General features: G+C 59.0%; 25 protein-coding genes. 8 read left to right on the plus strand and 17 right to left on the minus strand.

Features of this window, described 5'->3' with window-relative positions; all coding sequences use genetic code 11:
• Positions 1-9: 9 nt before the first annotated feature.
• From metH to nuoI, 3 genes are all read right to left on the minus strand, one after another.
• A complete protein-coding gene (gene metH, locus IEX36_RS06185; RefSeq protein ID WP_229668754.1) occupies positions 10-2760 on the minus strand; it encodes a methionine synthase in 2751 nt (916 codons plus the stop codon).
• Positions 2757-3872, minus strand: coding sequence for a homocysteine S-methyltransferase family protein (locus IEX36_RS06190; RefSeq protein ID WP_188758391.1), 1116 nt, complete (start codon positions 3870-3872; stop codon positions 2757-2759). The genes metH and IEX36_RS06190 overlap by 4 nt, the downstream gene beginning before the upstream one ends.
• Before the next feature lie 88 nt (positions 3873-3960).
• Positions 3961-4485 (minus strand): NADH-quinone oxidoreductase subunit NuoI, encoded by a 525-nt coding sequence (nuoI, locus tag IEX36_RS06195; RefSeq protein ID WP_188759861.1) that lies wholly within the window; start codon positions 4483-4485, stop codon positions 3961-3963.
• Positions 4486-4692: 207 nt separating this feature from the next.
• Between nuoI and IEX36_RS06200 the strand changes: the two genes are divergently transcribed.
• Both IEX36_RS06200 and IEX36_RS06205 read left to right on the plus strand, forming a co-directional pair.
• Positions 4693-5046, plus strand: coding sequence for a molybdopterin-dependent oxidoreductase (locus IEX36_RS06200; RefSeq protein WP_229668756.1), 354 nt, complete (start codon positions 4693-4695; stop codon positions 5044-5046).
• Positions 5047-5091: 45 nt separating this feature from the next.
• Positions 5092-5613, plus strand: coding sequence for a JmjC domain-containing protein (locus IEX36_RS06205; protein WP_188758393.1), 522 nt, complete (start codon positions 5092-5094; stop codon positions 5611-5613).
• Positions 5614-5622: 9 nt separating this feature from the next.
• Here the strand turns inward: IEX36_RS06205 and IEX36_RS06210 are convergent, their stop codons facing one another.
• A complete protein-coding gene (locus IEX36_RS06210) occupies positions 5623-7191 on the minus strand; it encodes a UbiD family decarboxylase (RefSeq protein WP_188758394.1) in 1569 nt (522 codons plus the stop codon).
• 246 nt (positions 7192-7437) lie between these two features.
• On the opposite strand from IEX36_RS06210, the gene IEX36_RS06215 reads away from it, so the two are divergent.
• Positions 7438-8154 carry an energy transducer TonB gene (locus IEX36_RS06215; protein WP_188758395.1) on the plus strand — a complete coding sequence of 239 codons (717 nt, stop codon included), beginning with the start codon at positions 7438-7440 and terminating at the stop codon, positions 8152-8154.
• Between the two features lie 13 nt (positions 8155-8167).
• Here the strand turns inward: IEX36_RS06215 and IEX36_RS06220 are convergent, their stop codons facing one another.
• From IEX36_RS06220 to IEX36_RS06235, 4 genes are all read right to left on the minus strand, one after another.
• A complete protein-coding gene (locus IEX36_RS06220) occupies positions 8168-8473 on the minus strand; it encodes a panthothenate synthetase (RefSeq protein WP_188758396.1) in 306 nt (101 codons plus the stop codon).
• A 110-nt stretch (positions 8474-8583) separates the two neighbouring features.
• The gene (locus IEX36_RS06225; RefSeq protein ID WP_188758397.1) at positions 8584-9609 is read right to left on the minus strand and encodes a VTT domain-containing protein; all 1026 of its coding nucleotides are present in this window, start codon (positions 9607-9609) and stop codon (positions 8584-8586) included.
• 120 nt (positions 9610-9729) lie between these two features.
• Positions 9730-10968 carry an HlyD family secretion protein gene (locus tag IEX36_RS06230; RefSeq protein WP_188758398.1) on the minus strand — a complete coding sequence of 413 codons (1239 nt, stop codon included), beginning with the start codon at positions 10966-10968 and terminating at the stop codon, positions 9730-9732.
• A gap of 2 nt (positions 10969-10970) precedes the next feature.
• A complete protein-coding gene (locus IEX36_RS06235; RefSeq protein WP_229668757.1) occupies positions 10971-12431 on the minus strand; it encodes a TolC family protein in 1461 nt (486 codons plus the stop codon).
• 286 nt (positions 12432-12717) lie between these two features.
• Here IEX36_RS06235 and xylB point away from each other — a divergent pair, with 286 nt between their 5' ends.
• Together xylB and IEX36_RS06245 are read left to right on the plus strand one after the other, a co-directional pair.
• Positions 12718-14190: a xylulokinase gene (gene xylB / locus IEX36_RS06240; RefSeq protein WP_188758400.1), complete on the plus strand. Its 1473-nt coding sequence runs from the start codon at positions 12718-12720 to the stop codon at positions 14188-14190.
• A 40-nt stretch (positions 14191-14230) separates the two neighbouring features.
• Positions 14231-15304 carry an oxidoreductase gene (locus IEX36_RS06245; protein WP_188758401.1) on the plus strand — a complete coding sequence of 358 codons (1074 nt, stop codon included), beginning with the start codon at positions 14231-14233 and terminating at the stop codon, positions 15302-15304.
• Between the two features lie 6 nt (positions 15305-15310).
• Here IEX36_RS06245 and IEX36_RS06250 read toward each other — a convergent pair whose 3' ends face one another.
• From IEX36_RS06250 to cpaB, 5 genes are all read right to left on the minus strand, one after another.
• Complete coding sequence (locus IEX36_RS06250) at positions 15311-16012, minus strand: L-ribulose-5-phosphate 4-epimerase (protein WP_188758402.1); 702 nt, start codon at positions 16010-16012, stop codon at positions 15311-15313.
• 280 nt (positions 16013-16292) lie between these two features.
• The gene (locus IEX36_RS06255; protein ID WP_188758403.1) at positions 16293-16487 is read right to left on the minus strand and encodes a Flp family type IVb pilin; all 195 of its coding nucleotides are present in this window, start codon (positions 16485-16487) and stop codon (positions 16293-16295) included.
• A gap of 228 nt (positions 16488-16715) precedes the next feature.
• Positions 16716-17126: a DUF192 domain-containing protein gene (locus tag IEX36_RS06260; protein ID WP_188758404.1), complete on the minus strand. Its 411-nt coding sequence runs from the start codon at positions 17124-17126 to the stop codon at positions 16716-16718.
• A 17-nt stretch (positions 17127-17143) separates the two neighbouring features.
• On the minus strand, positions 17144-18652 hold the full coding sequence (locus tag IEX36_RS06265; protein WP_229668758.1) for a type II and III secretion system protein family protein: 1509 nt from the start codon (positions 18650-18652) through the stop codon (positions 17144-17146).
• 62 nt (positions 18653-18714) lie between these two features.
• On the minus strand, positions 18715-19569 hold the full coding sequence (gene cpaB / locus IEX36_RS06270; RefSeq protein WP_188758405.1) for a Flp pilus assembly protein CpaB: 855 nt from the start codon (positions 19567-19569) through the stop codon (positions 18715-18717).
• Positions 19570-19864: 295 nt separating this feature from the next.
• Between cpaB and IEX36_RS06275 the strand changes: the two genes are divergently transcribed.
• Positions 19865-21358 carry a hypothetical protein gene (locus IEX36_RS06275; RefSeq protein ID WP_188758406.1) on the plus strand — a complete coding sequence of 498 codons (1494 nt, stop codon included), beginning with the start codon at positions 19865-19867 and terminating at the stop codon, positions 21356-21358.
• Between the two features lie 11 nt (positions 21359-21369).
• On the opposite strand, the gene IEX36_RS06280 is transcribed toward IEX36_RS06275, so the two are convergent.
• From IEX36_RS06280 to IEX36_RS06295, 4 genes are all read right to left on the minus strand, one after another.
• Positions 21370-22062, minus strand: a complete 693-nt coding sequence (locus tag IEX36_RS06280; protein WP_188758407.1) for a hypothetical protein — start codon at positions 22060-22062, stop codon at positions 21370-21372.
• Positions 22059-22568, minus strand: a complete 510-nt coding sequence (gene ruvC / locus IEX36_RS06285; protein ID WP_188758408.1) for a crossover junction endodeoxyribonuclease RuvC — start codon at positions 22566-22568, stop codon at positions 22059-22061. The genes IEX36_RS06280 and ruvC overlap by 4 nt, the downstream gene beginning before the upstream one ends.
• An 82-nt stretch (positions 22569-22650) precedes the next feature.
• Positions 22651-23421, minus strand: a complete 771-nt coding sequence (locus IEX36_RS06290; protein WP_188758409.1) for a thiazole synthase — start codon at positions 23419-23421, stop codon at positions 22651-22653.
• Positions 23422-23745: 324 nt separating this feature from the next.
• Positions 23746-24021 (minus strand): metal/formaldehyde-sensitive transcriptional repressor, encoded by a 276-nt coding sequence (locus IEX36_RS06295; RefSeq protein ID WP_188758410.1) that lies wholly within the window; start codon positions 24019-24021, stop codon positions 23746-23748.
• Between the two features lie 96 nt (positions 24022-24117).
• On the opposite strand from IEX36_RS06295, the gene IEX36_RS06300 reads away from it, so the two are divergent.
• Positions 24118-25599, plus strand: coding sequence for a carbohydrate porin (locus tag IEX36_RS06300; protein ID WP_229668759.1), 1482 nt, complete (start codon positions 24118-24120; stop codon positions 25597-25599).
• A 27-nt stretch (positions 25600-25626) separates the two neighbouring features.
• On the plus strand, positions 25627-26562 hold the full coding sequence (locus tag IEX36_RS06305) for a prepilin peptidase (RefSeq protein WP_229668760.1): 936 nt from the start codon (positions 25627-25629) through the stop codon (positions 26560-26562).
• Positions 26563-26613: the final 51 nt, after the last annotated feature.

The raw sequence follows: 26613 nt of genomic DNA on the forward strand, positions 1-26613 counted from the left end.
AATGGTAGGTCAACCGTTCGTACTCTGCGCCGGATCGTAGTTAAGGTTTTGGCCCAGCCATCGCTCAACCTCTGCAAGGCTCATCCCCTTGCGCGTATGGTAGTCGGCCACCTGGTCACGGTCAATCTTGCCCAGGCTGAAGTAGCGCGACTCCGGATGCGCAAAGTAAAGCCCACTGACGCTCGAACCGGGCCACATGGCAAATGACTCGGTGATCTGCATCCCGGTGTTCTTCTCGACATCCAGCAGCCGCCAGATCGTTCCCTTCTCCGTGTGATCGGGGCAAGCAGGATAGCCCGGTGCCGGACGAATCCCGCGGTATTTCTCCTCGATAAGCTCGTCGTTGCTCAAAAGCTCCGCGTGGCCGTAGCCCCACTCATCGCGCACGCGCTTGTGCAGGCACTCCGCAAACGCCTCAGCCAGTCGGTCGGCGACAGCCTCCGCCATAATCGCGTTGTAGTCATCGTTTTCCGCACGGAAGCGGTCGCGCAGCTCACCGAGGCCAATCCCGCTCGTCACAGCAAATGCGCCGATGTAATCCTGCAGCCCGGTCTCCTTCGGCGCAACAAAATCACCGAGCGACCGGCACGGTTCGCTGCCCTCACGGTTCGCCTGCTGCCGCAGGAAGTGAACGCAATCTAAAACCTTTGTGCGCGAATGATCCGTGTACAACTCAACATCATCGCCCACAGCATTCGCAGGAAAGAACCCGTAAACTCCGCGCGCCGTAATCGGCTTCTCCGCAATCATGCGGTCCAGCAGAGCGTTGGCGTCCTTGAAAATCTGCCGCGCCTGTTCGCCCTGCTGCTCGTGCTCAAGAATGCGCGGATAGACGCCCTTCAGACCCCACGCATGAAAAATCGGTGTCCAGTCGATAAACTCGCGCAGCGTCGCCAGCGGAAAATCATCCAATACACGCACGCCCGTGAACTCAGGCGTAGGAATATCCTCGGCGTGCCAAACAATCGGCGTTCGTCGTGATCGCGCAACCTCCAGCGAGACCGTCTGCTGTGCAGGAGCCGCATGAGCTTTACGAAGCGCCTCATACTCCGCCCTGTGCTGCGCGACAAACTCCGCCTTGCCTTCATCACTCAAAAGGCTGGTCGCCACCGGCACAGCGCGACTCGCATCCAGCACATGCACGACAGGCTCGCTGTAGTGTGGTGCAATCTTGATCGCCGTATGCCTGCGGCTGGTCGTTGCACCACCAATCAGCAGCGGCAGCTTAAACCCCTGCCGCTCCATCTCGCGCGCCACATGCACCATCTCATCAAGCGAAGGCGTAATCAGTCCACTCAGTCCAATGATGTCCGCGCGCACCTCTTTCGCACGCTCCAGAATCTTCTCCGCCGGAACCATCACACCCAGGTCGATGACCTCGTAGTTATTGCAAGCCAGCACCACGCCCACAATGTTCTTGCCGATGTCGTGAACGTCGCCCTTCACGGTCGCAAGCACAATCTTGCCCTGCATCTTGACTTCGTGGCCGGCGGCGGCCAGCGCAGCCTTCTCCTCTTCCATAAACGGCGTGAGATAAGCCACAGCCTTCTTCATCACGCGCGCCGACTTCACCACCTGCGGCAAAAACATCTTGCCCGCGCCGAACAGGTCGCCGACCACGCCCATCCCATCCATCAGCGGTCCTTCAATCACCAGCAGCGGACGGCCCAGCTTCGCGCGCGCCTCCTCCGTGTCCGCATCGATGTAGGTATCGATCCCCTTCACCAGCGCGTGCGAAAGCCGCTCCTCAACCGTGCCGTTGCGCCACTCCTCAGCCTTCTTCGCTCCAGCGATCGAGCCAGTACTCGCCGCCTTCAGTACTTCGCCATAGTCAACCAGCCGCTCGGTGGCATCAGGACGGCGATTGAGCAGCACGTCCTCCACCATCTCCTTCAGCTCAGGCTCAATCTCCTCGTAGACCTCAAGCATCCCCGCGTTGACGATGCCCATGTCCATGCCCGCAGCAATCGCGTGGTACAGAAAAGCCGAATGAATCGCCTCGCGCACCTTGTTGTTTCCGCGAAAGCTGAACGACACATTCGACACGCCACCCGAGACCTTCGCATGAGGCAGGTTCTGCTTAATCCACCGCGTGGCATTGATAAAGTCCACCGCATAGTTGTTGTGCTCTTCCATGCCCGTAGCCACGGTCAGGATGTTCGGATCGAAAATGATGTCTTCAGCCGGAAACCCAACCTCGTCCACCAGAATCCGATATGCACGCTCGCATATCCGAATCTTGTCCTCGTAGGTCGCAGCCTGCCCCTGCTCGTCGAACGCCATCACCACCACAGCAGCGCCATACTTCAGCACCGTCGCGGCATTCCGGCGAAAAACCTCTTCGCCTTCCTTCAGCGAGATCGAGTTCACAATGCCTTTCCCTTGCAGGCACTTCAACCCCGCCTCAATCACGGCCCACTTCGACGAGTCCACCATGAAGGGAACCTTGGCAACCTCAGGTTCGCTCGCCAGCAACTGCAAAAAGCGACTCATCGCAGCAACGCCGTCGATCATCCCCTCGTCCATGCAGATGTCGATGACATTGGCGCCGTTCTCCACCTGCTGCCGCGCAATGCTGACAGCCTCTTCATACTTCCCTTCTTTGATGAGCTTGGCAAACTTCGGCGAACCAGCAACATTGGTTCTTTCGCCAATCATGATGAAGACGCCTGGTTGCTGCGTGAATGGCTGCGAACCAGAAAGCCGCAGCGGCTTTGTCTTAGCGCCTGCGGCTGCTTTTCCGATTTCGTTCTCGCTCACGCCGCGACCTCGATCAGGCCAATCTGTCGCGGGGCCTTGCCCTCAAGTGCCTTTGCAATCGCAGCAATATGCTCCGGCGTATTCCCGCAGCATCCGCCTGCGATATTAATCAGTCCGCCATCAGCAAAGCTGCCAAGATAACGCGCCATGTCTTCTGGGCCAAGATCGAACCCCGTCTCTGACAGTGGATTTGGTAATCCAGCATTTGGATAAGCCGAGATCGCCGCGTTCGCTTTCGCACCAAGCTCTTCGAGAAACGGATACATCAGGTCCGGCCCAAGCGAACAGTTCAGCCCAACCGACAGCGGCTTCGCATGTTCAACTGCATTCCACAGCGCCTCCGTGGTCTGCGCCGAAATCATCGTCTCGCCACCGCGCCCTACAGCCGCCGAAATCATAATCGGCAATTCCTTGCCCAACGCTGTCAGGCCATCCTCATCGAACACCTCGCGGATCGCGACCAGCGCTGCCTTCGCATTCAGCGAGTCGAAGATCGTCTCCACCAGTAGCAGATCCGAGCCGCCAGCAATCAAAGCGCGCACCTGCTCAGCATAAGCTTGCTTCACCTGGTCAAACGTGACAACGCGAAAACCAGGATCATCCGCATCCGGCGAGTTCGAAAGTGAAACCGTCAGCGGCCCAATTGCTCCCGCAACAAAACGTTGCCGTCCAGTCGCATTTGCCACACGATCAGCCCACTCGCGACACTGCTCGGCAGATCGCACATTAATCTCCTGAGCCAGACTGCGTAAAGAGACATCATCGATGATCTTCTGATAAAACTCAGGATCCTTGCGTCCTCCATGCTCACGCGGATCGTCCACAAAGAACTCGCTCTGCGAGATCGTCGTCGCGCCAAATGTATTCGTTTCAATAATGTCTGCACCTGCATCCAGAAACCGCCGATGAATGTCCGAAATCATCTCCGGCTGCGTCAGCGAAAAAAGATCGCCATTATTCAGCAGGTCCTTCTTCGCGTCCCTGAAGCGCTCGCCGCGGATATCGGCCTCTTTCATACCATAGGTACGGATCGTCGTTCCCATCGCCCCATCGATAATGGCGATACGGCTCTCCATAATCTTCTTCAGAGGATGTTCAGCAGTTCGGCTCATTCTTATCAGATGTCCTTCACTCGTGCACGGTGCAACCGCACGCAGATCGTGGTTCGGAATCTACTCTGAATTTCAAGCGATACTGAGGCTAGGCAAGAACTTCAGCCGTATCCCGGTCGGACTCAACCGCGTCCGGAAGATGGGGCGCAGGAACAAGCAGGTCTTCCTTCCGCATAACCAGCGTGGTGGCGTTCAGCGAAGCCAGCTCGAAACCATGACCATGCGTGATGGCATCCGTCGGACAAGCCTCGACGCAGTAACCGCAGAAGATGCAGCGGTTGTAGTCGATGTTATAGACCTTGGCAAAACGCTCGGAGCTGGAGATGCGCTTCTCGGCCGTATTATCTGCAGCCTCAATATAGATGCAGTTCGAAGGACAGGCCGCGGCACACAGATAGCACGCAACGCACTTCTCCAAGCCGTTCTCATCACGTTGAAGCTGGTGCTTGCCGCGAAAGCGCTCCTGAAACTTCGCCCCACGCATGGGCCCTTTGCCGTCGGGATAGTTTTCGACCTCGGTCGGCTGGAACATCTCCTTAAGGGTGATGCTCATACCCTTTGCGATGGCTGAGGCGTTGCGAACGATTGACATATCTTGAGTATACGACGACAGAGTTATAGCCTGAAAGGCATGAACGCCGTTCGCGCTTCTCTCACTTGCCTGCTCGCCGCCTGCATTGCACCGCTTGCCCCCACATTCCTTATGGCGCAAGGCGCTCCAGTCGAACACATGGAGCACGCTCACGCTGCCCAGTCGACCAGTTTGACTCTCAACATTAACGGCAAATCGACGGTACTATCGCTAGCTGAGCTGGAATCCATGTCACAGACAACAGTCAAAGTCCATAACGAGCACACAAGGATCGACGAAAACTACACCGGCGTGTCATTAGCAGACCTGCTGGCGAAATACGGCTTGCCTGCAGATCAGGCGCATCACCACCAAATGATCCGAAGCTATCTCACAGCCGAAGGCACAGACAAATACTACGTCGTCTATTCCGTCGCGGAGATTGAGCCATCGGCTCACGATGCTACCGTCATCGTCGCAATATCCCTGAACGGCAAACCACTCGATACTGACGGCAAATTAAAGCTGATCGACTCCGCCGACAAGAAGCCCCAGCGCTGGGTCAGAAACCTCACAGCCATCACCGTAAAGAGCGTAGAGTAGCAAGGCGATTGGCAGAGCGCGCACAGATGTGTTCCACTTCTTCGCATGGCTAACCAACCGACCCGCCGCACCTTCCTGAAAGCAGCCCCACTCGCCGCCGCCGCTCTCCCCATGACCGACAAGCTCCTCCTCGCCGCCAGCGCGCCCGCGCCCTCAACTCCTGTGCCGTTCCAACTCTTCACCGCACAAAAGCTCGACGACGCCATGAAGGCGCTCCAGGCAAAACCCGGCAACGACAATCTCTTCGAAGCAAAATCGCTACCCTTCACCGTTGTGATGACCCTCGAGGAGCACAAGAGCGCCAAAGAGTTCGAGTACCACGAAGGCCGCGACCACGTCTTCCTTATCCTCGACGGCACAACAAGGTACGACGTAGGCGGCACGCCCAAAAACCCCCGCAAAATCCGTCCCGGCGAATGGCTCGCACCTGAATCCGAAGGCTCAACTGCACTCACCTTGAATAAAGGCGACATGCTCGTCCTACCCCGCGGCACCCCACACAAGCGCATCACTGAGGCAAGCGTCACACTGATCCTGATCGCGACAACCGGGGCCGTTCCCGCTTAGCACTCGGGCTTAATCAATCCCCAGCTTCTTCCAGATAGCATCCACGCGCGTCCTGGTCCCGGCATCCATCACCAACTCCGGAGGCCACGGGCGCGTAAATCCTTCTGCAGCCCACTTCCGCGTAGCATCGATGCCCATCTTGCTGCCGTAATTCGGTAACCTGCTCGCATGGTCAAGCGAATCAATCGGTCCAAGCGTGAACTGAGTATCGCGCTCAGGATCGATATTGTTCGTTGTTCGCAGCGTGACCTCAGCCAAATCCTGTACGTCGCAATCCTCATCCACCACGATGATGCATTTGGTAAACATCGCTTGCCCCATCGCCCAGATTCCATTCATCACCTTACGCGCCTGGCCTGCATAAGACTTCCTGATCGACACAATCATCAGGTTGTGAAACACGCCCTCAGGCGGCAGGTTCACATCCACAATCTCTGGCAGCGTAAGCTGCATCAGCGGCAGGAAGATACGCTCGACCGCTTTGCCCATCCACGCATCTTCCATCGGAGGCTTGCCTACAATCGTTGCCGCGTAAACCGGACCTTTTCGGTGTGTAACGCAGGTGACGTGAAAGACGGGATACTCATCCTGCATGGTGTAAAAGCCGGTGTGATCGCCGAATGGCCCTTCCGTGCGAAGCTCTCCGAGTTCCACGTAGCCTTCGAGGATGTACTCAGCGTTCGCGGGAACCTCCAGATCGACCGTCTCGGCCTTGACCAGCTCAACCGGCTTCTGACGCAGGAAGCCTGCAATCAGATACTCCTCGACATCAGGTGGCGCAGGAACGATGGCGCTGAAGGTCGTTGCAGGATCGGTGCCGATAGCGACTGCGACCTCCATGCGACCGCTGCGAATGCCGGGATCGAGTAAGTCCGTGCTTGTCGTTCCTCCCGCAGTTTCGGCCATCACATCGACTCGTGCTGCTGAATCGGTGCTTGCGGCGCGCAAGCGTTCGCGCAGATGCTCCGCAGCGACCTTCTGGCGTTGCCAGTGCATTCCCGTAGTGCGCTCGTCGTAGATCTGCATCCGATACATTCCAACGTTGCGCTTGCCGGTTTTTGGGTCTTTGGTGATGACGCAAGGGAGTGTGATGAATGGTCCTCCGTCTTGCGGCCATGTTTTGAGGACGGGCAGTTTCAGGAGATTCACTTCGTCGCCGCGCAGAATGACCTGTTTACATGGAGCGTCTTTTGCAGCAACAACCTTCGGGATAAAGCTACCGACTTCTGCCAGTTTTGGCAGCATTTTGAGCTTGTCCATGAATCCGGTTGGAGTTTCCGGCTTCAAAAGCACTCGGATGCGTTCAGCGATGGCGTCGAGAGAGTCCGTTTCGAGCGCGAGTCTCATGCGCTTCTCGCTGCCGAACTGGTTCATCAGCACGCGTGCTCCGGGATGACCTTTGACGTTTTCAAAGAGGAGCGCGGGGCCTCCGGCTTTTGATGTTCCCTTACCGGATTTTGCAGCGCGGTCGGCGATTTCGGCCATCTCCAGGTTGGGCGAGACCTCTTCCGTGATGGTCTTGAGCTCGCCGGCTTTGTGGAGGGTGTTGATCCAGTCGCGCAGGTCGGTGTAGGCCAATTTCTCTCCTTCAGGGGGTGGTACCCCCCTCCCCGTACTCAACTACTAAAGTATTCGATTCAGAGGCTTTAGGTATCGAATTTTCGGTGGTACTCCGGGGTACCTGTTCAGTGTACCCCCTTCTCCGTGAACAGGCTTTGTCAAGTCCTGCCATCCGGTTTCGGGAACATTTCGGCTGGGCCTGATGGTCTAACAGAGTGGCCGCGTTCCTCGCTGGATGCGCACCTGATCGATGGAGGTGCATTCATGTTTGAGGACAGTCTGGTTGAGTCGCGGGTTGGCGGGATTCCTACAAACAAACGGTGGACAGTTGCTAGCTCAATTGCCGTGCAGTGCCTGCTTGCTGCGCTGATCATTGCCGTACCGCTGTTGCATCCGGCTGCGCTGCCGATTGAGATTGCGGCTCCGCGCGTTCTGACGCCAATCCTCTCCAAACCGCCTGTACCGGTACGCGTGCGGCAGATTGCGAACGCTGCGACGGCCACCGCTATGCCTGTTGCCGCTGCGCGACCCTTATTGCCATCCCTGCTGCCTCATCACGGGCCATCGACGATTCCACCTGCTCTTGCGAGCCTGCACTTCGGCAACGGTATGACCAGCGTACTTGGAGATGCGATCACGAGCGAAACGGGCAGCAGTCCCACAGTTACAGCTCGGCCGGAGCGGTCGTCTGGTCCTCTGCGTGTATCGACGGGTGTGACGGCGGGGTTGCTGCTCACGCCGATTCAGCCTGTGTATCCTGTGATTGCGAAGGCCGCAGGGATTCAGGGAACGGTCGTGGTCGATGCAATCATCTCGCGCACAGGAACGATTGAGAGCCTGCGCGCCGTCAGCGGGCCGGAGATGCTGCGCGGCGCAGCGGTCGAGGCCATTCGTAGCGCAAAGTATCGGCCCTACACGCTAAACGGGCAGCCCACGGACGTACAGACCACCATCACGGTGAACTTCAGGATCGGTGGCTAGCGCGCTCAATATGCTAAGCCCACTTCTTGCCAATGCCTGCGAGACCCGCCTTAGCAAGATCCTCGGGCTTCATGACAATGTGCAATTCAACATCAGCGTTGAAGTTGAGGAACCACGGCTCTGCAAGAGAAGGTATTCCCGAAGCGTCTGCCAAGTCGACAATCAGATAGGCGCTGCGGTGTCCGTGCGAGTCGGTGAAATAAGCCGCCTCGGGCTTCAAGTCGTCCATAATCTTCTTCATCCTTGCTTCGGCGGTTCCGTCTTTGACATAGGCGTTGAAGGGCTCATGTGGCAATCGTGCTTGAAAGAGAATCCGCATTACCTAGTCCTTTCTGAAAACCGCGCCAGCGTATGCCTTCGATGAACAAGCGTCAAGGACGCAGTTCTTGCAACTACGCAAGAAACTGCGAGGAGGAAAATGTGGACGATCTATGCGGAATGAGTAGATGACGCTGCAGAAGCAGGCAGTATCTTCTGAACGACTGCGCCCGCTATTGGCGTATCGCTGGTGTAATCGACCAACGGATAGCCTGCCTTCTTCCACCCGTCGAAGCCTCCGCGCAACGGGCGCACGCGGTAGATCCCCAGCTTGTGAAGCTGCATGGCAAGCTTCGCGCTGGTCTCCTCGCTGGGGCAGGTGCAATAGAGGATGACGTCGCGGTCGCGCGGAATGATCTCGTTGTGCTCACGGACCTCGTTCGGCCCAATACGCAGCGCACCCGGTAGCACGCGTGGATCAGGAAGGTAGTCGAGCGGATGGCGCAGGTCAACGATGAACGGCGGCGTGTTTCCGTTCCGCTCGGCATCGTCGAGCATCGTCTTCAATTCCTCCGGCTCAATGCGCATCTCCCGCACCTGCGTGAGGAAGGTGCGCTGCTTCCATAGGCGATAAGCAAGAAAGCCGAGCACCATCAGGACAAAGATGAAGAAGGCAAAGTGGCCGAGCCAACTGAAGAAACGTTCGCTCCGCTGGGCAATATCACCGAAGAAGCGGCCTGCGAGAATGAACGCCTCAGCCCAAATGATTGAGCCCGCGAGGTCCCAGGCGAAGAAGCGCATATACGGCGTGCCGACCTGTCCAGCAATAGGCGGTGCGACCGTGCTGAGGCCGGGGACGAACTTCGCCAGTAGCAACGTCGATGCACCACGCCGGCTGAAATAATTCTCAGTCTTGCTGACGCAGGTGGATGCTTCGAGCGAGAGACGGCACAGCAGCCGAAGGACGCTGTTGCCATAGCGGCGCCCAAGGTAGAACCATGCGGTATCTGAGAGCATGCAGGCGGCTACAGTGACCAGCAGCACAGGCCAGTGGTGAATGCGATGGGTGGCAGTAAGAGTACCTGCCGTCAACAAGACAGGGATGCTGGGAACGGGCACGCCGATCTGCTCCATCAGCACCCATAGAAAGATGATGACGTAGGCATAGTGCACGAAAAATTCGAGCGCGATCGGCATAACAAAAAGTCTCTTTTCTACCTAGATGAGCCACGCGGGGCCCGGGATGCAGCCTGTGTCTTAAAGATACTCGCGCCCGGGGCGATGTCGCATCCGGGCGCGGGTCTTGTAAATGCAGCGTTATTTCACGCGGACGTCGGGCGTAACGGAGTAGCCCGGACGAAGCTTGAGGTCGGAATTCTCCTGTTGAAGATTCGTAAAGTCAATGCGGACCGGAATGCGTTGAACTACCTTCACATAGTTGCCGGTTGCGTTTTCGGGGGGGAAGAGCGAGAGACGTGAGCCGGTTGCTCCACCAATCTGCGTTACTTTGCCTGAGAACTTGCGGCCACCCAGCGCATCTACCTCAATGGTGACGGATTGGCCGGAGCGCATGTGGTCAATCTGGGTCTCCTTGAAGTTGGCTGTGACCCACAGGTTGGTGAGCGGAATGATGGTCAGCAGATCCTGGCCGACGCTGAGGTTCTCTCCTACCTGCACACTCTTCTTGTTGACGATGCCTGTGACGGGAGCGGTGATCTTGGTGTAGCTCAGATTGAGCATTGCCTGATCGACTTTGGCCTGCGCCTGTTTGACCTCGGCCAGCGCAGCGTTGGCACGAGCCTGCTGGGCACGCACCTGGTCGGGCCCATTTTTGACGGACTCAGCCGCTTGCGACTTCGACTGCGAGAGTCGCTGAATTGCCTGCGTGACGGCAGCGCGCTGCGCAATCAACTGCGCCTCGGCTCCGAGCACGCTGGCCTTGTTCGCTGCAGCGAGAGCAACGGCGCCGTCATACTGCTGCTTCGAGATGACGTCCTTCTGGACGAGTGGTGTGTAGCGCTCAACGTCGAGGTCGGATTTGGTCTGATTGGCCTTGGCCTCATCGACGCGCGCCTGTGCGGCCTGCACCTGCTTTTCAGCGGCATCGACGGCTGCCTGCGAGGCATCTACATCGGAGCGTGTTGTGCTGACGCTCGTACTCACATTCGTGCTGATGATAGGCACGTTGACCGTGGCCTGGAGCGCCGAAGCCTGCGCGCTGGCGAGGTTGGCCTGCGCCTGTTCGAGAGCAACCTGATAGTCCTTGGGGTCGATCTCAGCGAGCAGCTGTCCGACTTCGACCTTCTGGTTGTCGTCGACGTAGACCTTGATGACCTGCCCGGTCACGCGCGAGCTGACCTGATAGAGATCGCCGTCAACCTGCGCGTCGTCCGTGCTCTCGGTGAAGGTGGAATGCCAGTAGAAAAGGCCTGCGCCGATGGCCAGAATCGCGATGACGAGGATGACAATCAACTTGCGGCGCGGGTTCTTCTCCTGCGGCTCCTGCTGCTCCTGCTGTTCCTGATCCGCTTCTGCGTTCGGAGTATGGTCTGACACGATTACTTTCCTCCAAGATAATCTTTGTAGTTGGTCTGGGCTGCGCCAAGAGCGCGCGCCAGAGCGAGCTTCGCTACGTTGTGCTGGTAGAGCGCGCTGATGTACTGATCGTTGGCCTGCTCGGTCTGAGCCTGCGCCTCGGAAACGGCGAGGTTGTCGCTGACGCCGGCGTGGAACCTCTGCTGCGCCTCGTCAAGCGCCTCTTTCGCCAGCTCGACGTTCGAGCGAGTGGCGTCGACAAGCTTCTCCGCCGCCTGAATATCAAGCAGACTGTCGCGGACATCCTGATTGACCTGCTGGGTCTGGTCGGCGAGCTTCGCGCGAGCCTCGTCATACTGCGCTCCCGCGACCTGTTCCTGACCACGCGTCTTCGCAATTTGCAGGATAGGCGCCGTGATCTGGCCGGTGGCCGAGTAGGTGCCGTGCGAGTGGCCTGGCGTGGTGCCAAGGTCGCCGAAGTCGCCGGAGAAGCTGGCGACAGGAAGCTGATAGGCCCATGCCGATTTCTTCTCGGCTTCGGCGGCCTTCACTTGCTCCTCGGACGCCTGAAGGTCCTTGCGGGTCTTGAGCGCCTGCGCGAAGGCTGTTTGTGGATCGACGCCGTTGAGCGCGGCAAAAGGAACTTTGTCGGTCAGATTGAACTGCTGGTCAAGCGGCAGGCCAATCGCGCGGGCCAGCGCAAGCTTGTCCTTCTCGAACTCGTTCTTCGCGGAGATGAGCCGCTGCTGCTCGTTCTGGTAATCCACCTGCGCGCGCAGCACGTCGAGCTTTGGGCTGGTGCCGGCGTCGTGCGCGGCGTTGGCCTGGTCGAGCGAGAGCTTCGACGTGGCGAGTTCTGCCGTCACGGCATCGATGCGCGCGCTGTCGGCGATGCAGAGCAGATAGCCATTGCCGACGGTAAGGACCACGAGATCGCGTGCGTCCTGCGCAGTCAGGTGCGCGGCGTTGAAGTTGTGTTTTGCTGCGAGGTAGTTCTGAAGCGCCGAGACGTTCACGAGGTTCTGCGTCAGATAGGCGCGGAAGTCCACTGTCTGGAACGGCCCGACGATGGGGTTGAGGCCGGGAAACTTCAGACCGAACGCGGCGAGGTTAATCTGCTGCACTTCGATGGCGGCCGTGCCGGTTACGGTAGGCAACAGCGCTTGCAGCTCTTCGAGGCGCTGGCCGGAGGCGTTCTTCTCTGCAGAAGACTGAAGGATCAACCCGAGGTTCTGGCGAAGGCCGCGCTGAACTGCGTCGTCGAGCGAGAGGTCTATCACACCACTGGTCGCTTTGCCTGTGACTACGCTGCCGGCAAATGAACCCTGCGTGGTCTTCGCGCCATTTTCGCCGGAGGCCGTGTAAAGTTGCTGCTGCGCACCAGCGACGGGAGAGCTTTCTGTGGCCGTGCTGGCTCCGCTGGCTGGAGTATTCGGCGCCTGCGCCTTGCCCGTTGCGCCAAGCAGGCAGGCTGCCAGAGCCACGGCAATGCTTCCGGCCACACGCGCTGGTTTGCACTTGGTCATATGCTTGATGTTACCTGTATCTTTTCCTTTAGATGAAGGGCAATGCATTTTGGGATGTTGTTCTTATCCAATAACAAAATGTCTGCACTGGTTCTGATGCGTGCAGGCTCAAGAAGGCTTCAAAAAGAATCCTCGCCGAATTCCGATGCCGCAAAGTGGAATGGAGCAGGATTTCTCTCGCATCCGGACACACACCCGAATACACTCGTAATACAAATTCAACCGATTTAGCAAGGGTGACTGCATGTTTCTAGGAGTGGACGTCGGAACGGGTGGAACAAGGGCGGTACTGATCGACCGCGCGGACAGGCTCATCGCCTCACACGCGGCAGAGCACGCGCCAATCCGCTCGGAGCACATCGGCTGGGCCGAGCAGGACCCGGAAGACTGGTGGCGCGCCGCACGCGAAGCCATCACGGGGGCGATGGCTGCAAGCGGCCTGGCGGGCAACGAGATCGAGGCCGTCGGATTGACGGGGCAGATGCACGGCTGCGTCATGCTCGACGCCTCGGGCAATGTGCTGCGGCCCGCGCTTATCTGGTGCGACCAGCGCACTCAGCCGGAGTGTGACTGGCTGACAGAGAAGATTGGCTTCGAGCGCCTCATCGAGCTCACATGCAATCCAGCGCTGCCGAACTTCACGCTGACCAAGCTGCTGTGGGTGCGCAAACACCAGCCGGAGATCTTCAGCAAAATTGCGCATGTGCTCTGCCCCAAGGACTACGTGCGCTACCGCATGACGGGCGAGTTTGCGATGGACATGCAGGAGGCCAGCGGCACGCTCCTGCTTGACGTTGCGCACCGGCGCTGGTCTACCGAGGTCGCCGAGGCCGCGGGGATTCCGATGCAATGGCTGCCGCGCCTCTTCGAAGGTCCGGAGATTTGCGCGCGCATCAGCGAAGCTGGCGCGGGAGCCACAGGGCTGGCAGCAGGTACGCCGGTAGCCGCTGGCGCGGGCGATCAGGGAGCAGGCGCGGTTGGTATGGGCATTCTTGCGCCGGGCTCGGTTTCGGCAACGATCGGCACGTCGGGCGTGGTCTTCGCCGCTACCGACTCGCCCGCAAAAGATCGCCTGGGACGCCTCCATACTTTCTGCCACGCGGCCCCCGGACGCTGGCACGTGATGGGCGTGACCAACGGTGCGGGCCTGAGTCTGCGCTACTTTCGCGACACCTTCGCTATTGGGATGAACTACGACGAATTATCTGCGCTTGCGGCCACGGCTCCAGCAGGCAGCGACGGCCTGATGTGGACGCCGTATCTCTTCGGCGAGCGCACACCGCATCTTGATCCCAATGCACGCGCGGCCTTTGTCGGCATCACGGCCTCGCACACGAGGGCGCATTTCGTTCGTGCGGTGCTTGAAGGCGTGGCCTTCAGCCTGCGCGACACCTTCACGCTCTTCGAAGAGCTGCATGTTCCTGTAAAAGCAATCCGTCTTGGCGGAGGCGGAGCGCGAGGGCCATTGTGGCGACAGATTCAGGCCGATGTCTACGGGCAGCCTGTCGAAATTCTCGAAGCCGAAGAAGGCGGAGCATTCGGCGCAGCATTGCTGGCAGGGACTGGCGTTGGAGCGTGGAGCAACGTGGAAGAAGCCTGCGCGGCAACTGTGCGCGTCGCTTCCACGGTCGCGCCAAAAGATGCTGCGACAATGAACGCCGCGTACAAACAGTACCGTCGGATATATCCTGCTCTCAAAGAGATTGCGAAGGCCTAAAGCACTGGAAAAATTGCAGGGCCTGTTTGCGAGGACATGAATGAGCAGAGAGATCGGGGTTGCCGTCATCGGGTTCGGCCTGGCCGGACAAGTGTTTCACGCGCCGTTTGTCAGCGCTGTGCCAGGGCTGAAGCTGGAAGCGATTGTGCAACGCAAGGGCGATGCCGCCGCCAAAGCGTGGCCCAATGCACGCATTCTGCGTTCGGTCGAAGAAGCGCTCGGTGACAGCACGATCCAGCTTGTCGTCGTCGGCACGCCCAATGAGACGCACTTTGAGCTTGCGAAGCAGGCGCTACAGGCCGGTAAACACGTTGTCATCGACAAACCCTTCACCGCGACCAGCGTCGAGGCGCGTGAGCTTGCAGATCTTGCGCGGGCAAAGGGCCTGGTGCTTGTGCCATTTCACAATCGGCGATGGGACGGAGACTTTCTCACCGTGCGCAAGCTGGTGGAATCGAACGCCGTAGGTCGTCTCGTCACCTTCGAATCGCACTTCGATCGCTTCCGTCCGGAGCCGCGTGAGAACACGTGGAAGGAAGCTGGCAACGCTGCGAACGGAATGCTCTTCGACCTGGGACCGCACCTTGTCGATCAGGCGCTCGTGTTGTTTGGCATTCCAGAAGCGATTACGGCCAGCGTCCGCAAAGATCGCGATCACACCGACATCGAAGATGCCTTCGACATCACACTGCACTACCCGCGTCTGCTCGCGCATTGCCGCGCTACCTACCTGGCCTGCGACGCTTCGCCGCGCTTTCTGCTGCATGGCACGAAGGGCAGCTTCAAGAAATATGGACTCGATCCACAGGAGCCTGCACTACTCGGCGGCGCGAAGGTGCCGCGCATGGGCACGGGCGACTGGCTCGGCGAACCAGAGTCGGAGTGGGGCACGCTGACGATCGCGCCAGACCCTGCGAATCCGGCAACGCTCGTTCGAGAGCCTATCAGGACTGCGAATGGCGACTATCGCCTCTACTACGCGAACGTGCGTGATGCCATCAACGGAGACGCGAAGCTCGCCGTCACACCGGAAGATGGCTACCGCGTCGTTCGGCTATTGGAGCTTGCACGTCAGAGCAGCGCCGAGGGCAAAACACTCAAGGTCGAGTTGTAGTCAGAGTTACTGGCCCTGTCCGTAGGTGGCGCTGGGGCCGTGCTTGCGGAAGTAGTGGCGGTCGAGCAGCGCCTGGCTGACGCCTTCGGAGTTCGGCTTGAGCGTGAGCGTGTTGTAGGCCATCTTCGCGACGGCCTCGAGCACCACGGCGTTGTGCGCGGCGTCCTGCGCGTCCTTGCCCCAGCAAAACGGCGCGTGGCCGTTCACCAGACACGCTGGCACGGCGAGCGGGTCGATTTTGTGCTGGCGGAAGTAGTTCACGATGGCGAGGCCGGTCTCGTGAACGTAGCGCCCGCCAATCGCCGCATCGGTCAGCGGAGGCGTCACCGGAACGGGGCCGTAGAAGTAGTCGGCGTGCGTGGTGCCGAGCGCCGGGATATACATGCCTGCCTGGGCAAAGCTGGTGGCGAACTCCGAGTGCGTATGGACGACCGCGCCAATCGACGGGAACTCGCGGTAGAGCAGGGTGTGGGTGTCGAGGTCGGACGAGGGCTTGAGATTGCCTTCAACGACGGTGCCGTGGATGTCGGTGACGACCATGTGCTCGGGCTTAAGCTCGTCGTAGTCGACGCCCGAAGGCTTGATGACGATGAGGTTCTGTTCGCGGTCGATGCCGCTGGCGTTGCCGAAGGTGTAGAGCACGAGCCCGCGGCGGACGAGTTCGAGGTTGGCTTCAAGCACCTGGGTGCGGAGGTCTTTAAGAAACATCGGGCGGAAGGCCTTTCGATGGGAATACGTTTACAGGATAGAACAGCTCACGTACGCTCCACCATCACCCACCTGCATCTTCAAGTCATCAGGAAGTCGAGGACAGGATTAGCATCTGCCCGACACTCTCTCCGACGATCATTCTGCAACTCCGCCGGAACGATGCTTCAACAGCAGAACAAGAGGAGGTGCGCCAGACCATGGGCAAGAGCGCATCCTCCACTCAATAATAGCCAAGCAAAAAAGCCAGTACTGCAAATGCTCGTCCTTACTTTGAGGACTAGCCAACGTATGTGCCGAGCTTGGTGCCAACAGCAGTAAACGCGGCGTTAATGGCTGTCGCCAGCGAGTTCATACCGGCAGTTGCAGCCAGAGCAACCAGAGCGACGACCAAGGCATACTCAACGAGGTCCTGTCCTCTCTCGTCCTTCAGAATCTGAAGCATTACCGAAAGCTTCCATAGTTTGTTCATCATGTGAGTCATCTCCCCTACGAAGTTTGATCTCCAGCCTTGGCTGGTTCCTGCCCTAGGTAATGGCAAGTGAATGGCCACTTTTGTGGCGGACGAAACCCTTGCAGAATCAGCGTTTTGAATACCTCAATCCAAGAGCCCTGTGAACGGGTGTTTACAGCTTTTCCAAGCGGGTAACACTGGCGTATACATGCGCAGCAAAATGCCACGTTGAAGCCAGAGCGCGCGGCCTCAGACACCATCCACGGGTGAAAACTCAAGTGCATCTCCGCGATGGGTTTTGGCAGCCAGAACGGCGCCGGAGGCCAGCTCGATGACCGAGTGCGCCGTCAGGCACCCGGAGAGACGCCACGGACGCACGCTGCTCCTGACCTTCTTCACAACCTTGTTGCGGTCGATGTAGACCAGGTCGATAGGGAATCTCATACCGATGGTGTGGACGGCCTCGCAGGGCACGATCCAGAGGCCTTCGCCCTGGTCAAGACCATCGCGCCCAAGCAGCCCTTTGCTTCTTGCCGCGCCGTGGTCGGCAACCTCGACATTGTCGGCAAGAACCGACTGCCGCGTCACGTTCGCGATTCTCACGCGCAGCTTCGCTTGGGGCTGAGCATGATGGCCGCCGAGATAGCGCAAGAACCCCATACCAGAATCAGGTCTCCTCACTGCGGCATGGAAGAGGACGACGCGCCGGTCGAGGCACCCGAACCGCCAGCTACACCCACGGTGTAACTGCCCTCGGTCACGAGCGGCGTCTCCGGCTTCATGCTCTCCTTGAGCTGCTCGACGGGGACCGCCGTAGCGGGCAGCGCAGCCGCAGAAGCCGCCGTGCTGGCAGGAACAGTTGTGTTCTGGCTCTCCGTTGTGCCATCTGGCTGATGCATCGCAATCTTCGAGTTCGGCGGCAGGAACTTATCCGGATAGCTCAACCCAGGCAGCGGCTCGCCCGCCTTGATGGGATCGACGATCTCAGGCGTGATGAAGACGATCAGCTCCGTATTGGTGCGGTTCTTCGAGACCGACTGGAAGAACTTGCCCAGGACGGGTATGTCGCCGATGAACGGCATCTTTTCGAAGGTCGAGGTCTCACGATTGTCCAGCAGGCCACCAATGGCGAAGCTCTGTCCGGGTGCAAGCTCGACCTCGGTATTCACACGACGCACCGTGATAGCAGGGATGGTGAAGCCTGAGATCGTCACGGCGTTGGTGAAGTCGAGCGAGCTGACCTCGGGCGCGACCTGGAGCCGTATGTTGCCATCGGGCATGATAGTGGGGATGAAGTTCAGGCGCACGCCGTACTCCTTGAACTCAATCGTGACGGCGCCTCCCACTCCTCCGGCAATGCCCTGCACGATCGGATAAGGATACTCACCGCCCGCAAGGAAGCTGCCCTGCTTGCCGTTCTCCGTCAGGACATTCGGCTGGGCAAGCACCTGAACGACGCCCTTGTTCTCCAGTGCCTGAATCGTCGCGCCAAGATTGAGATCCGGACGGAAGAAGAACAGATTAAGTGCCTGACTGACTGTGGCCACCGCACCCGTTGAGGCGGTTGGCATCGTGACTGTCGGAGGCGAGAATTGCCCTGTCGAAACCGTGCCGATGGTGTTCGCCGCACCGGTGCTGAAGACATTCACTCCAAGCTGGTTGACCAGACTGCGATCAATACTGGCGAACCGCACCTTCAGCAGAATCTGCCTCGGTGTAGACGGCACTTCCACATAGAGCAGATTGACGACTTTTCCCGCTGTGGCTGCAATCTCTACAGCGCGGTCTGAACTCGTCATATCCTTCACCGTTCCGCGCAGAAAGACCAGATTGTTGACGGCGGTGACGTTGATGTTCTGCCCCGGCAACGCTGCGCGCAGCTCCCTGCGCAGATCGGTCACGCGATCTTCGGCGGCGAATCGGCTGGGATGAACAGAGACGTTGAAGAACTGCCGCCCGCCTCCCTGTTCCCACACAATCAGCGTCGTATCGCCCGCGGCCTTGCCGTTCACCATCACTTCGGTCGGACTGACGGCAGTAGCCTCGGCAACGTCAGACGATCCGATGGCAACGCGAGTAACCTGCTTGTCGAAGTCCACCAGGGCCGATTTGCCAACACTGACGGCAAGGTCGTTGGTCGAGTCCTGACTGAGGCCCGCAGTCTGGCCATGTGCTTGAGGCGCCACGGCAAGACACGCTGCAAAAGAAAGCGCAGTCAAACGAATAAGGAAGATCCGGCTTCGCTGTTTCACTGTTTTTCCTCGCCAGATGGGAATTTGGCTTCTGTTTTCTTCGAGCCATTCAAAACTTCAACGACGTACACGCGCGACGTATCCGCGGCCTTGGGCGCCGGCTTGTGGTACACGACCGGAGATTTCACCGGCACGCTGGCCCCCGAATACAGCTCCGCCGTGTTCGTGACGGGCGGCGTGGCGATCTGCGTATCGAGAGGATTGCGCAGCACAAGCTGAATACGCGCTTCATTGCTGGCCAGGCTCAGTATCTCCGCCTGCTCCGGGCTTACCAGCAGGTTCACCACCTGGACTTGTTGCGGTTTACCCTCGGCATCGCGCTGGATGTCGGTGCCGGCCGAAAGCACCTGGATATTCTGCAGCAAGGTCTTGGCCATTGATCCTTGCGCGGAGGTGGGCTGCTGCCCTGGAGGTGTGCCGGAGACCACTACATCGACGCGCATGCCCGGCGTCACAAACCCGGCGACACCCACCACCTCGTTTACCTTAATCGCTGCTGCTCTCATGCCCTGAGGAATTGTCGCGGCGAGGCCGCCACCAGATCCCGGTGCAGCTAACCGGCTCTCAAGAATCGGCTCGCCTTGGTACAGGTCAGAGATGACACCGCGCCCGATGGCATCTTCCCGCTTCAGAACAACTCCCTTGGGCAGGGTGCCGGATATTTCGACTGTCGTCAGATCGGAGCTTTTGAGCACGGAGCCAAGTTTGATGTCTGCAGCCGCGGCTACAACCCTTGTCGTCGCAGCGTGCGATCCAGCCAGCCGGTGTCCCACCAGACGGAAGACGAGATAGCTGCAGGCAACAGCTATCAGAAAGGCGCTCAACAAGATAATGAAGATTCGACGATTCATTGGAGCGATTCCCCTCGCGGCCGGCTCCCGAGCCGTTCCGCTTCGCTGGCTATAGGTGGCAATTGCTGTGCCAAAGGACGAAAGCAGCGTTTTGATGGAGAATCAGCGGTTTAGCCCTTGCCGAGGGGCCCAGGTGTGAACACCTGTATACCAGCAGCGACGCCGATGTAGCTTTCGAGACACGCTTGCAAGCGCCGCCGCACGACTTAGCAGGTAGTTACAGATATATCGGTTGGCCTCGAAATTGCTCTTCGCTTCATGCACACGGAGTGCTGTACCTGTAGCTCAATACACCATGCGCTCTTCGCAAATGATCGTGCTGTTCGCCACGCCGCCGGAGCCGCCTACGCGGGAACCTTCGGCGATGATGGTGTCCATTCTGGTGCATGGAGTCGTCTGCGTTTTTGCGTTTCTCATCGCGGGGCAGCCTGCACGAACGCCAAAGCCTGCGCCACAGCGATACGAAGTGCGCATCATGGAGCTTCAGCCCACGCCACCGCAGGTCGAGTGGTATCCGCCAAAGCCGCCAACGCTGCCCGGCCAGCCGTCGGAGATGCAGGCATCCGCATCGGCGGGCAGTGCTGGACAGATCGCGGCGCCACACATTCCGGTTCCATTGCCAGTAATAAAGCAGACGACCGTAACCGTCATTCAGCCTGACGCGAAGTACAACCTCGCCATTCCTCAAGAGGCGGCGCCGCCGCAGATGATGGTATGGAGCGCGCGCCAGATACCTGTGAAGAAGATTGTCACCCCGCCACAGCCGAAGGTAGCCGCGATCACCACCAAGCCTTCGCTGGCTGCTCCCAATGGAGCAGAGCGGCTGGCTGACATTCGCATCGCTCCGACACCTACGCCAGCGGTGACACCGCTTCCTCCGCCGAGCACCACTTCTCCAGTGACCGTCGCGGCCGCGGCCCCCGTCGCTGCCCACATTCCCCAGACAGCAACCAAGGGCGAGGTTGAACTCGCGCCAGCCAGCGTCATCTCGCTCTCTGACGTTCAGCTAAAAGAGGGTACAGTCGCTGTGCCGCAATTTAATGCGATCTCTGCGAGAGCACTGCCTGGCCCGCTCGCTCCCGGACAGCCGGGCGGAGCTGCACAGACTGGAAGAGGAGCCGCTAACAGCAAGCTAAGCGGGAACGGTTCCGGCACAACGCCTGGAAATGGCGCGGGCAACTCCACCGTCGCAGGCACAGGAGCAGGGAGTGGGAACGGCGTTGGTGCAGGCGGAGCGGGAGGGCATGGCGCAGGTGGCGCAGGCGGGGGCAGCGGCCAGGGCTTGGGTGGTGGAATCGGCAACGATGCGGGTGGCGCATACACCATCGCGCATGTCTCATTGCCCAGAGACGGCAGGTTCGGCGTCGTCGTCGTAGGCTCGTCCATCGCCGAGGACTACCCGGAGACGGTAGGGATCTGGAGCGGCAGGCTGGCCTATACCGTCTATCTGCACGTCGGAGCGACGAAGAATTGGATACTGCAGTATTCGCTGCCTCGATCGAAGGACGCCGCAGCCGCAGGCAGCGTAGTGAAGCTGGATGCTCCCTGGCCTTATGACATCCTGCGCCCAAGCATCGACCCGGACCTGAACGCCGACGCAATTATGGTCCACGGATTCGTGAACACCTCGGGCCGCTTTGAGAATCTTGCCGTTGTGTTTCCCAATGGATTAGCCGAGGCACGCTTTCTGCTTCATGCACTTCAACAGTGGCAATTCCGCCCCGCGCAGCAGAACGGAGAAGCAACCGTCGTTGAAGTGCTGCTGATTATTCCAGAGGAGACAGATTAATGAGCAAGTAGCTATTGCGCCTTGACCTGCTCCAGCATCCTGGATGCACGAACCCTCACGCGCTCCATCACTTGATCGTCGCTCGCGATCGAGGACAATGTCGGAGCTATCGTGCCCAATTCGAGAGCGCCTCCGGACTTTGCCTGATCAGCCAGCGTGTTGATCTCTGCATCGAGACCAAGCCGGTCGAAGCGATGCAGAAAAGCTAGCCTGCGCCCTTCATCGAGGGTGAAGGCAATCGCGAGAAACGTATTCGTGAGCGAAGTTATATCCTTGTTCTCGGAGTAATTGTAGGAACAGGAACCGTGACCATCGGCGCCGGAGTAGCTCAGTGTCTTGGCGCCAGTGTTAGCGATGTTCTTCGCCTTCGAGTCGCACTGGACGCTGAAGTATTTGAGCGCCCTTGCGGTCTTGAACATCTCAGCCACCGTCGCTGGAGTAAGCGTAATGGCTCGGTTCACGTGCTGAGTCGCCTCGGCAGGTGCGCCTGATCCGGAGTCACCAACGCCAGGAATAACATCCGCCTGATAGGTTCCCGAACCGTTTTCCTCGACCTTGATGGTGAACTTCGGAACTGGCAGCCCGGTGCGCTCGAACTGAAAGCTGATGACCGGTTGAATTGCAGCCGCTACAGGCGCTTGCGCGAACAGAACAGGAGACAACGTCAGCATTGCGCCAAGAGCAATCCGCACGGCGGCCTTCATCGAGCTGCTCCCTGCAACTCCAACGTCTGCGCGGTGTGGATGTGGCAGATGGCGATGGCGAGCGCATCGGCAGCATCAGCCGAATCGAAGGCGTTTTCGATGTTCAAGAGCCGCTTCACCATGAACTGAACCTGCTCCTTCGCAGCCAGACCGTGGCCCACGACCGAACTTTTGACCGAGAGCGGTGCGTATTCAGCAACCGGTAGACTGCAACTCGCCGCAGCAAGCATGGCGACGCCACGAACCTGTCCAAGTTTGAGTGCAGACTTGGCATTTGCAGAGAAGAAGACATCTTCAATCGCCACTACCTCAGGCTGGTGCAGCGCAATCAGTGCGGTCAGCTCCGCGTAGACCTGGGCGAGCCGCTGCGGAGTTTTTTCCTTCTTGCTGAGACGAATGGTCCCGGCTGCGATCCGAATGAGGCTTGACGATTTTGAACCCAAGCAGGATTCGACGACGCCGTACCCAGTGAACTCCGTTCCGCAATCGATGCCGAAGACCCGCATGGGCGAAAGTTTACTGCATTTTGCGCTGAGGAGGGCGCGAATCGACGGAGACGGAGCGAGTGATGCAATGGCTGAACGACGCCTACTTCGAGATGCCTTCCAGTGGAGAGCTAGCAGTTGCGTAGAGCTTGCGCGGCATGCGGCCTGCAAGATACGCCTGCCGTCCCGCAAGCACTGCATGCTGCATCGCCTCGGCCATGAGGAGCGGGTCAGCGGCTTGTGCGATGGCGGTGTTCATCAGCACGGCATCGAAGCCCAGCTCCATCGCAACAGCTGCGTCCGAGGCCGTACCCACGCCAGCGTCGACGATCAGCGGGACCTCGGAGATCAGCTCGCGGAGAATGCGCAGGTTCGCCACATTCTGCAGGCCAAGCCCACTGCCGATGGGCGCGCCAAGCGGCATGACTGCTGCTGCGCCCGCATCGATGAGCCGCCTGGCAAAAACAATGTCGTCCGACGTGTAGGGCAGAACCGTGAAGCCTTCCTTGACGAGCACGCGCGTGGCTTCGAGCGTAGCCTGCACATCGGGATAGAGCGTCTTCTGATCGCCAATGACTTCGATCTTCACCCAGTCGGACAAGCCCACTTCGCGGCCGAGGCGCGCTGCGCGGATGGCCTCCTCTGCGGTATAGCAGCCAGCCGTGTTCGGCAATAGGAAGTAGCGGCGCGGGTCGATGTAGTCGAGCAGCGATTCGCTCGATCGGTCAAGATTGACGCGCCGTACTGCGACTGTGACCATCTCTGCGCCGGAGGCCTCGATTGCAGCCTGCGTCTCGGGGCCGTCCTTGTACTTTCCTGTTCCTACGATAAGACGCGACTGAAAGGCACGGCCTGCGATGACGAGAGGGTTCATGTGTCCATTTTAACCCACCTCATGAGCGCTAAAGCTGCGCCGAAGATGGGGAACCTGGTTTCATGAAAAAGCAAACGGCCCGCGCTCAATGAGCCTGCGGGCCGTTGCCGGTGATCTGCTGAGATTGACCTGAGGCGCCCATGCCGGACTCCTCGGTGAAAACTTCTACCAGGAAATTAGAGCAAGGCGCGCTCTAAGCCTCAGTCACCTCACGTGTTGTCGTGCAACTGTTACTGTCAATTTTCATAGGCTGGATCATCCTCCTTTCCCGTGTACAGGCAGAGTACTCCTCTCGCGCAGCACGGGCAAGAGTTCGCGAGTGGTTCATTTGAGATAGGCGCGGACGAGATCGATCAGCTCTTCTCCAAGATCAGGCGTGAGCGGAGTTTTTCCGCCTTTGAGCAGGTGGAGGCGGATATGGTCTTCGAGCACCTCGGCCATCACCGCATTGATGCCTCCGCGAACAGCGGCCAACAACATCAACACTTCACTGCACTCGCGGCCGCCGTCGGCAAGCACGCGCTCGACCGAGTCCATCTGGCCGCGAATGCGTTTGACGCGGTTGATGAGCTTCGTACGCTCTCTGGATTCTTCTTTCATCGTTTCCTCAAAATACCATAGGGGGGTATAATAATTACATCCAGGTGGACAACCATGCTCGGAGCGCGATTTGCACTCTATTCACCTGCAAAGAATATGACGTTTATTATGCACCCACGCTTCTGGCTGCAATTCAGGTTACGCCTGATTGCCTCGCTGCCGCTCTTTCTGCTCGCAGCGCGGATGCCGATTTACGCCCAGACGGTGACCGATGCGGCCAGCGTAGATGCCGGCTTGCCGAACGCGCCTGAACCCGCGACCCAGACGGAGAACGCGGCGCTGACGGTGTTTCCGCATCCGGAGAGCTCGCGCTTCTTCATGGCGGGACAGGCGAACATCATCTTTCAGGCGCACGGTCCGTTCCATGCAGATTACTCCGGCACGAACAGTCTGCTGAGCCGTGGTGAGTACAAGACCTCTCTGCTGGGGACGCTGTTCCTTGGAGCCCAGCTTCGCACCGATCCGAAGACGAATACGGACGTGATCTTCGACCTGGAGTCTTCCGGAGGACGCGGCATCAGCGAGGCTTTGGGGCTGGCCGGGTTTACGAATCTGGATGTCGTACGGAATCCAAACCTGGGCTCGACACCTTATGTTGCACGCGTGCAGGTGCACCAGACGATTGGATTCACAGACAAGATGATCGATGTGGAGCGCACTCCTTTTTCGCTCGCAACAAAAGCGCCAGAACGTAGGCTGGAGTTTCACGCAGGCAAGATGAGCCTGCCCGATTACTTCGACATCAACGACATTGGCACCGACAGCCATCTGCAATTCCTGAACTGGACCGTAGATAATAACGGCGCATGGGACTACGCGGCCGATACGCGCGGTTATACCTATGCGGTCACGACTGAGTACGACGACAAAGACTGGTCCGCACGCTATGGGTTGGCTCTGATGCCGAAGGTCGCCAACGGAATCGACCTCGACTGGGACCTGCGTCGGGCGAGCGGGCAAAACATGGAGTTTGAGCTGCGGAAGTCCTTGCTGGGCGGACTGGTGAGTCCCGATCGCAAGGGCGTCGTACGTGTGCTGAGCTATGTGAACCATGCTCACATGGGGAACTATCACGATGCGGTGAAAGCCTATCTCGACGGCACCACCCCGACGCCGAACATCGTGTCAGTGGAGAAGTTTGGAGCGGTGAAGTACGGCTTTGGGTTGAACGTGGAACAGGAGATTACAAGCAACCTGCGGCTCTTCGGGCGGTTCGGCTGGAACGAGGGACAGCATGAGTCCTTCGCCTACACCGAGGTAGACCAGACATTCGAGTTCGGCGGAGATTACACCGGACATGCATGGTCACGACCAAATGACAAAGTAGGTCTGACCTTAGTGACGAATGCGATCAAGAAGGACCATCAAGAGTATTTGAAGCTAGGCGGCCTGGGATTTCTGCTGGGCGACGGCAACCTGAACTACGCGCGCGAAGACATCATCGAGGGCTACTACAACCTGCACGCGTGGAAGGGTGTTTACTACGCTCTCGACGCCCAGTACATCAGCCATCCGGGATACAACCAGGACCGTGGGCCAGTGCTGGTGGAATCGGTGCGGATGCACGTCGACTTCTAATCACGGGCCGAACCGTATACTTGTGCGGTGGAACATCCTGACCTGATCGTGCTTGCTGCGTTTGTCCTTGGGCTTTTGTTTGGCAGCTTTCTGAACGTGTGCATCTCGCGCATGCCGCAGCGTGAGTCGGTAGTGCGTCCGCGATCACGGTGCCCCCAATGCGGAGCGGCGGTTCGCTGGTACGACAATATTCCGTTGCTGAGCTGGGTACTGCTGGGTCGCCGTTGCCGCGATTGCAAGCAGCCGATTCCATGGCGATATCCGCTGGTGGAGCTGGCACTTGGTCTCTGGTTCACCTGGATTGCCGCGTTTTGCCTGCGCGCCGCGAGCAGCTTTCACGGCTCGACCGTCACTGAGTTTTACGTGGGTTTGATCGTCGCCAGTGTGGGCGCTGCGGCTCTGGGATTTCTGCTGATTGGCCTGATGGTGATGGACTGGCAGACGCATCTGCTGCCCAACAAGTTCACGCTCTGGGGCATCTTCGTGGGATACGTGCTGGTCTGCGTACGCGCAGGATTTCTGGCGCCGGGCCAGGACCAGGTGCTGCTCGGCAACAATCACATCGAACTGACCAGCGTAGGCAGCGCGGTGGATACGGGTAATGTTTTTCTGACCGGACCCGAGCACCTGCTGTACGGCAGGCTTCTCGGCATCTGCATGGCGGCGCTGGTGCTGCTCATCGTCCGCTGGGGATACAAGGCCCTGCGCAAGCGCGAGGGGATGGGCCTGGGAGACGTGAAGCTGCTGGCGATGATTGCTGCGTTTCTCGGCTTCTGGCCTGCAATGCTTGCGTTGTTTCTCGGCTCGATGCTCGCCAGTATCTATGCTGTTTTCCTGCTTGCACGAGGACGCGCGAGCGCTTCGACAAAACTGGCGTTTGGGAGCTTTCTCGCCATTGGCGGTCTGATCGCGGCCGTGTATGGAGAAAAAATCATCGGAATTTATGCAGACTTCCTCACTTAGGCAGCACCGGATCACAATCGCAACACCAAATGACATTGCAATCATCCGCAA

This window comes from Edaphobacter acidisoli (genome assembly GCF_014642855.1).
Classification (GTDB): domain Bacteria; phylum Acidobacteriota; class Terriglobia; order Terriglobales; family Acidobacteriaceae; genus Edaphobacter; species Edaphobacter acidisoli.

Excerpts from the sequence above, each read along its gene's own strand:
- IEX36_RS06190 (WP_188758391.1), bottom strand. The coding sequence starts at position 3,872 with ATGAGCCGAACTGCTGAACATCCTCTGAAGAAGATTATGGAGAGCCGT.
- IEX36_RS06200 (WP_229668756.1), top strand. The coding sequence starts at position 4,693 with ATGTCACAGACAACAGTCAAAGTCCATAACGAGCACACAAGGATCGAC.
- IEX36_RS06205 (WP_188758393.1), top strand. The coding sequence starts at position 5,092 with ATGGCTAACCAACCGACCCGCCGCACCTTCCTGAAAGCAGCCCCACTC.
- IEX36_RS06215 (WP_188758395.1), top strand. The coding sequence starts at position 7,438 with ATGTTTGAGGACAGTCTGGTTGAGTCGCGGGTTGGCGGGATTCCTACA.
- IEX36_RS06220 (WP_188758396.1), bottom strand. The coding sequence starts at position 8,473 with ATGCGGATTCTCTTTCAAGCACGATTGCCACATGAGCCCTTCAACGCC.
- IEX36_RS06225 (WP_188758397.1), bottom strand. The coding sequence starts at position 9,609 with ATGCCGATCGCGCTCGAATTTTTCGTGCACTATGCCTACGTCATCATC.
- xylB (WP_188758400.1), top strand. The coding sequence starts at position 12,718 with ATGTTTCTAGGAGTGGACGTCGGAACGGGTGGAACAAGGGCGGTACTG.
- IEX36_RS06245 (WP_188758401.1), top strand. The coding sequence starts at position 14,231 with ATGAGCAGAGAGATCGGGGTTGCCGTCATCGGGTTCGGCCTGGCCGGA.
- IEX36_RS06250 (WP_188758402.1), bottom strand. The coding sequence starts at position 16,012 with ATGTTTCTTAAAGACCTCCGCACCCAGGTGCTTGAAGCCAACCTCGAA.
- IEX36_RS06255 (WP_188758403.1), bottom strand. The coding sequence starts at position 16,487 with ATGATGAACAAACTATGGAAGCTTTCGGTAATGCTTCAGATTCTGAAG.
- IEX36_RS06260 (WP_188758404.1), bottom strand. The coding sequence starts at position 17,126 with ATGGGGTTCTTGCGCTATCTCGGCGGCCATCATGCTCAGCCCCAAGCG.
- cpaB (WP_188758405.1), bottom strand. The coding sequence starts at position 19,569 with ATGAATCGTCGAATCTTCATTATCTTGTTGAGCGCCTTTCTGATAGCT.
- IEX36_RS06275 (WP_188758406.1), top strand. The coding sequence starts at position 19,865 with ATGCGCTCTTCGCAAATGATCGTGCTGTTCGCCACGCCGCCGGAGCCG.
- IEX36_RS06280 (WP_188758407.1), bottom strand. The coding sequence starts at position 22,062 with ATGAAGGCCGCCGTGCGGATTGCTCTTGGCGCAATGCTGACGTTGTCT.
- ruvC (WP_188758408.1), bottom strand. The coding sequence starts at position 22,568 with ATGCGGGTCTTCGGCATCGATTGCGGAACGGAGTTCACTGGGTACGGC.
- IEX36_RS06290 (WP_188758409.1), bottom strand. The coding sequence starts at position 23,421 with ATGAACCCTCTCGTCATCGCAGGCCGTGCCTTTCAGTCGCGTCTTATC.
- IEX36_RS06295 (WP_188758410.1), bottom strand. The coding sequence starts at position 24,021 with ATGAAAGAAGAATCCAGAGAGCGTACGAAGCTCATCAACCGCGTCAAA.
- IEX36_RS06300 (WP_229668759.1), top strand. The coding sequence starts at position 24,118 with ATGACGTTTATTATGCACCCACGCTTCTGGCTGCAATTCAGGTTACGC.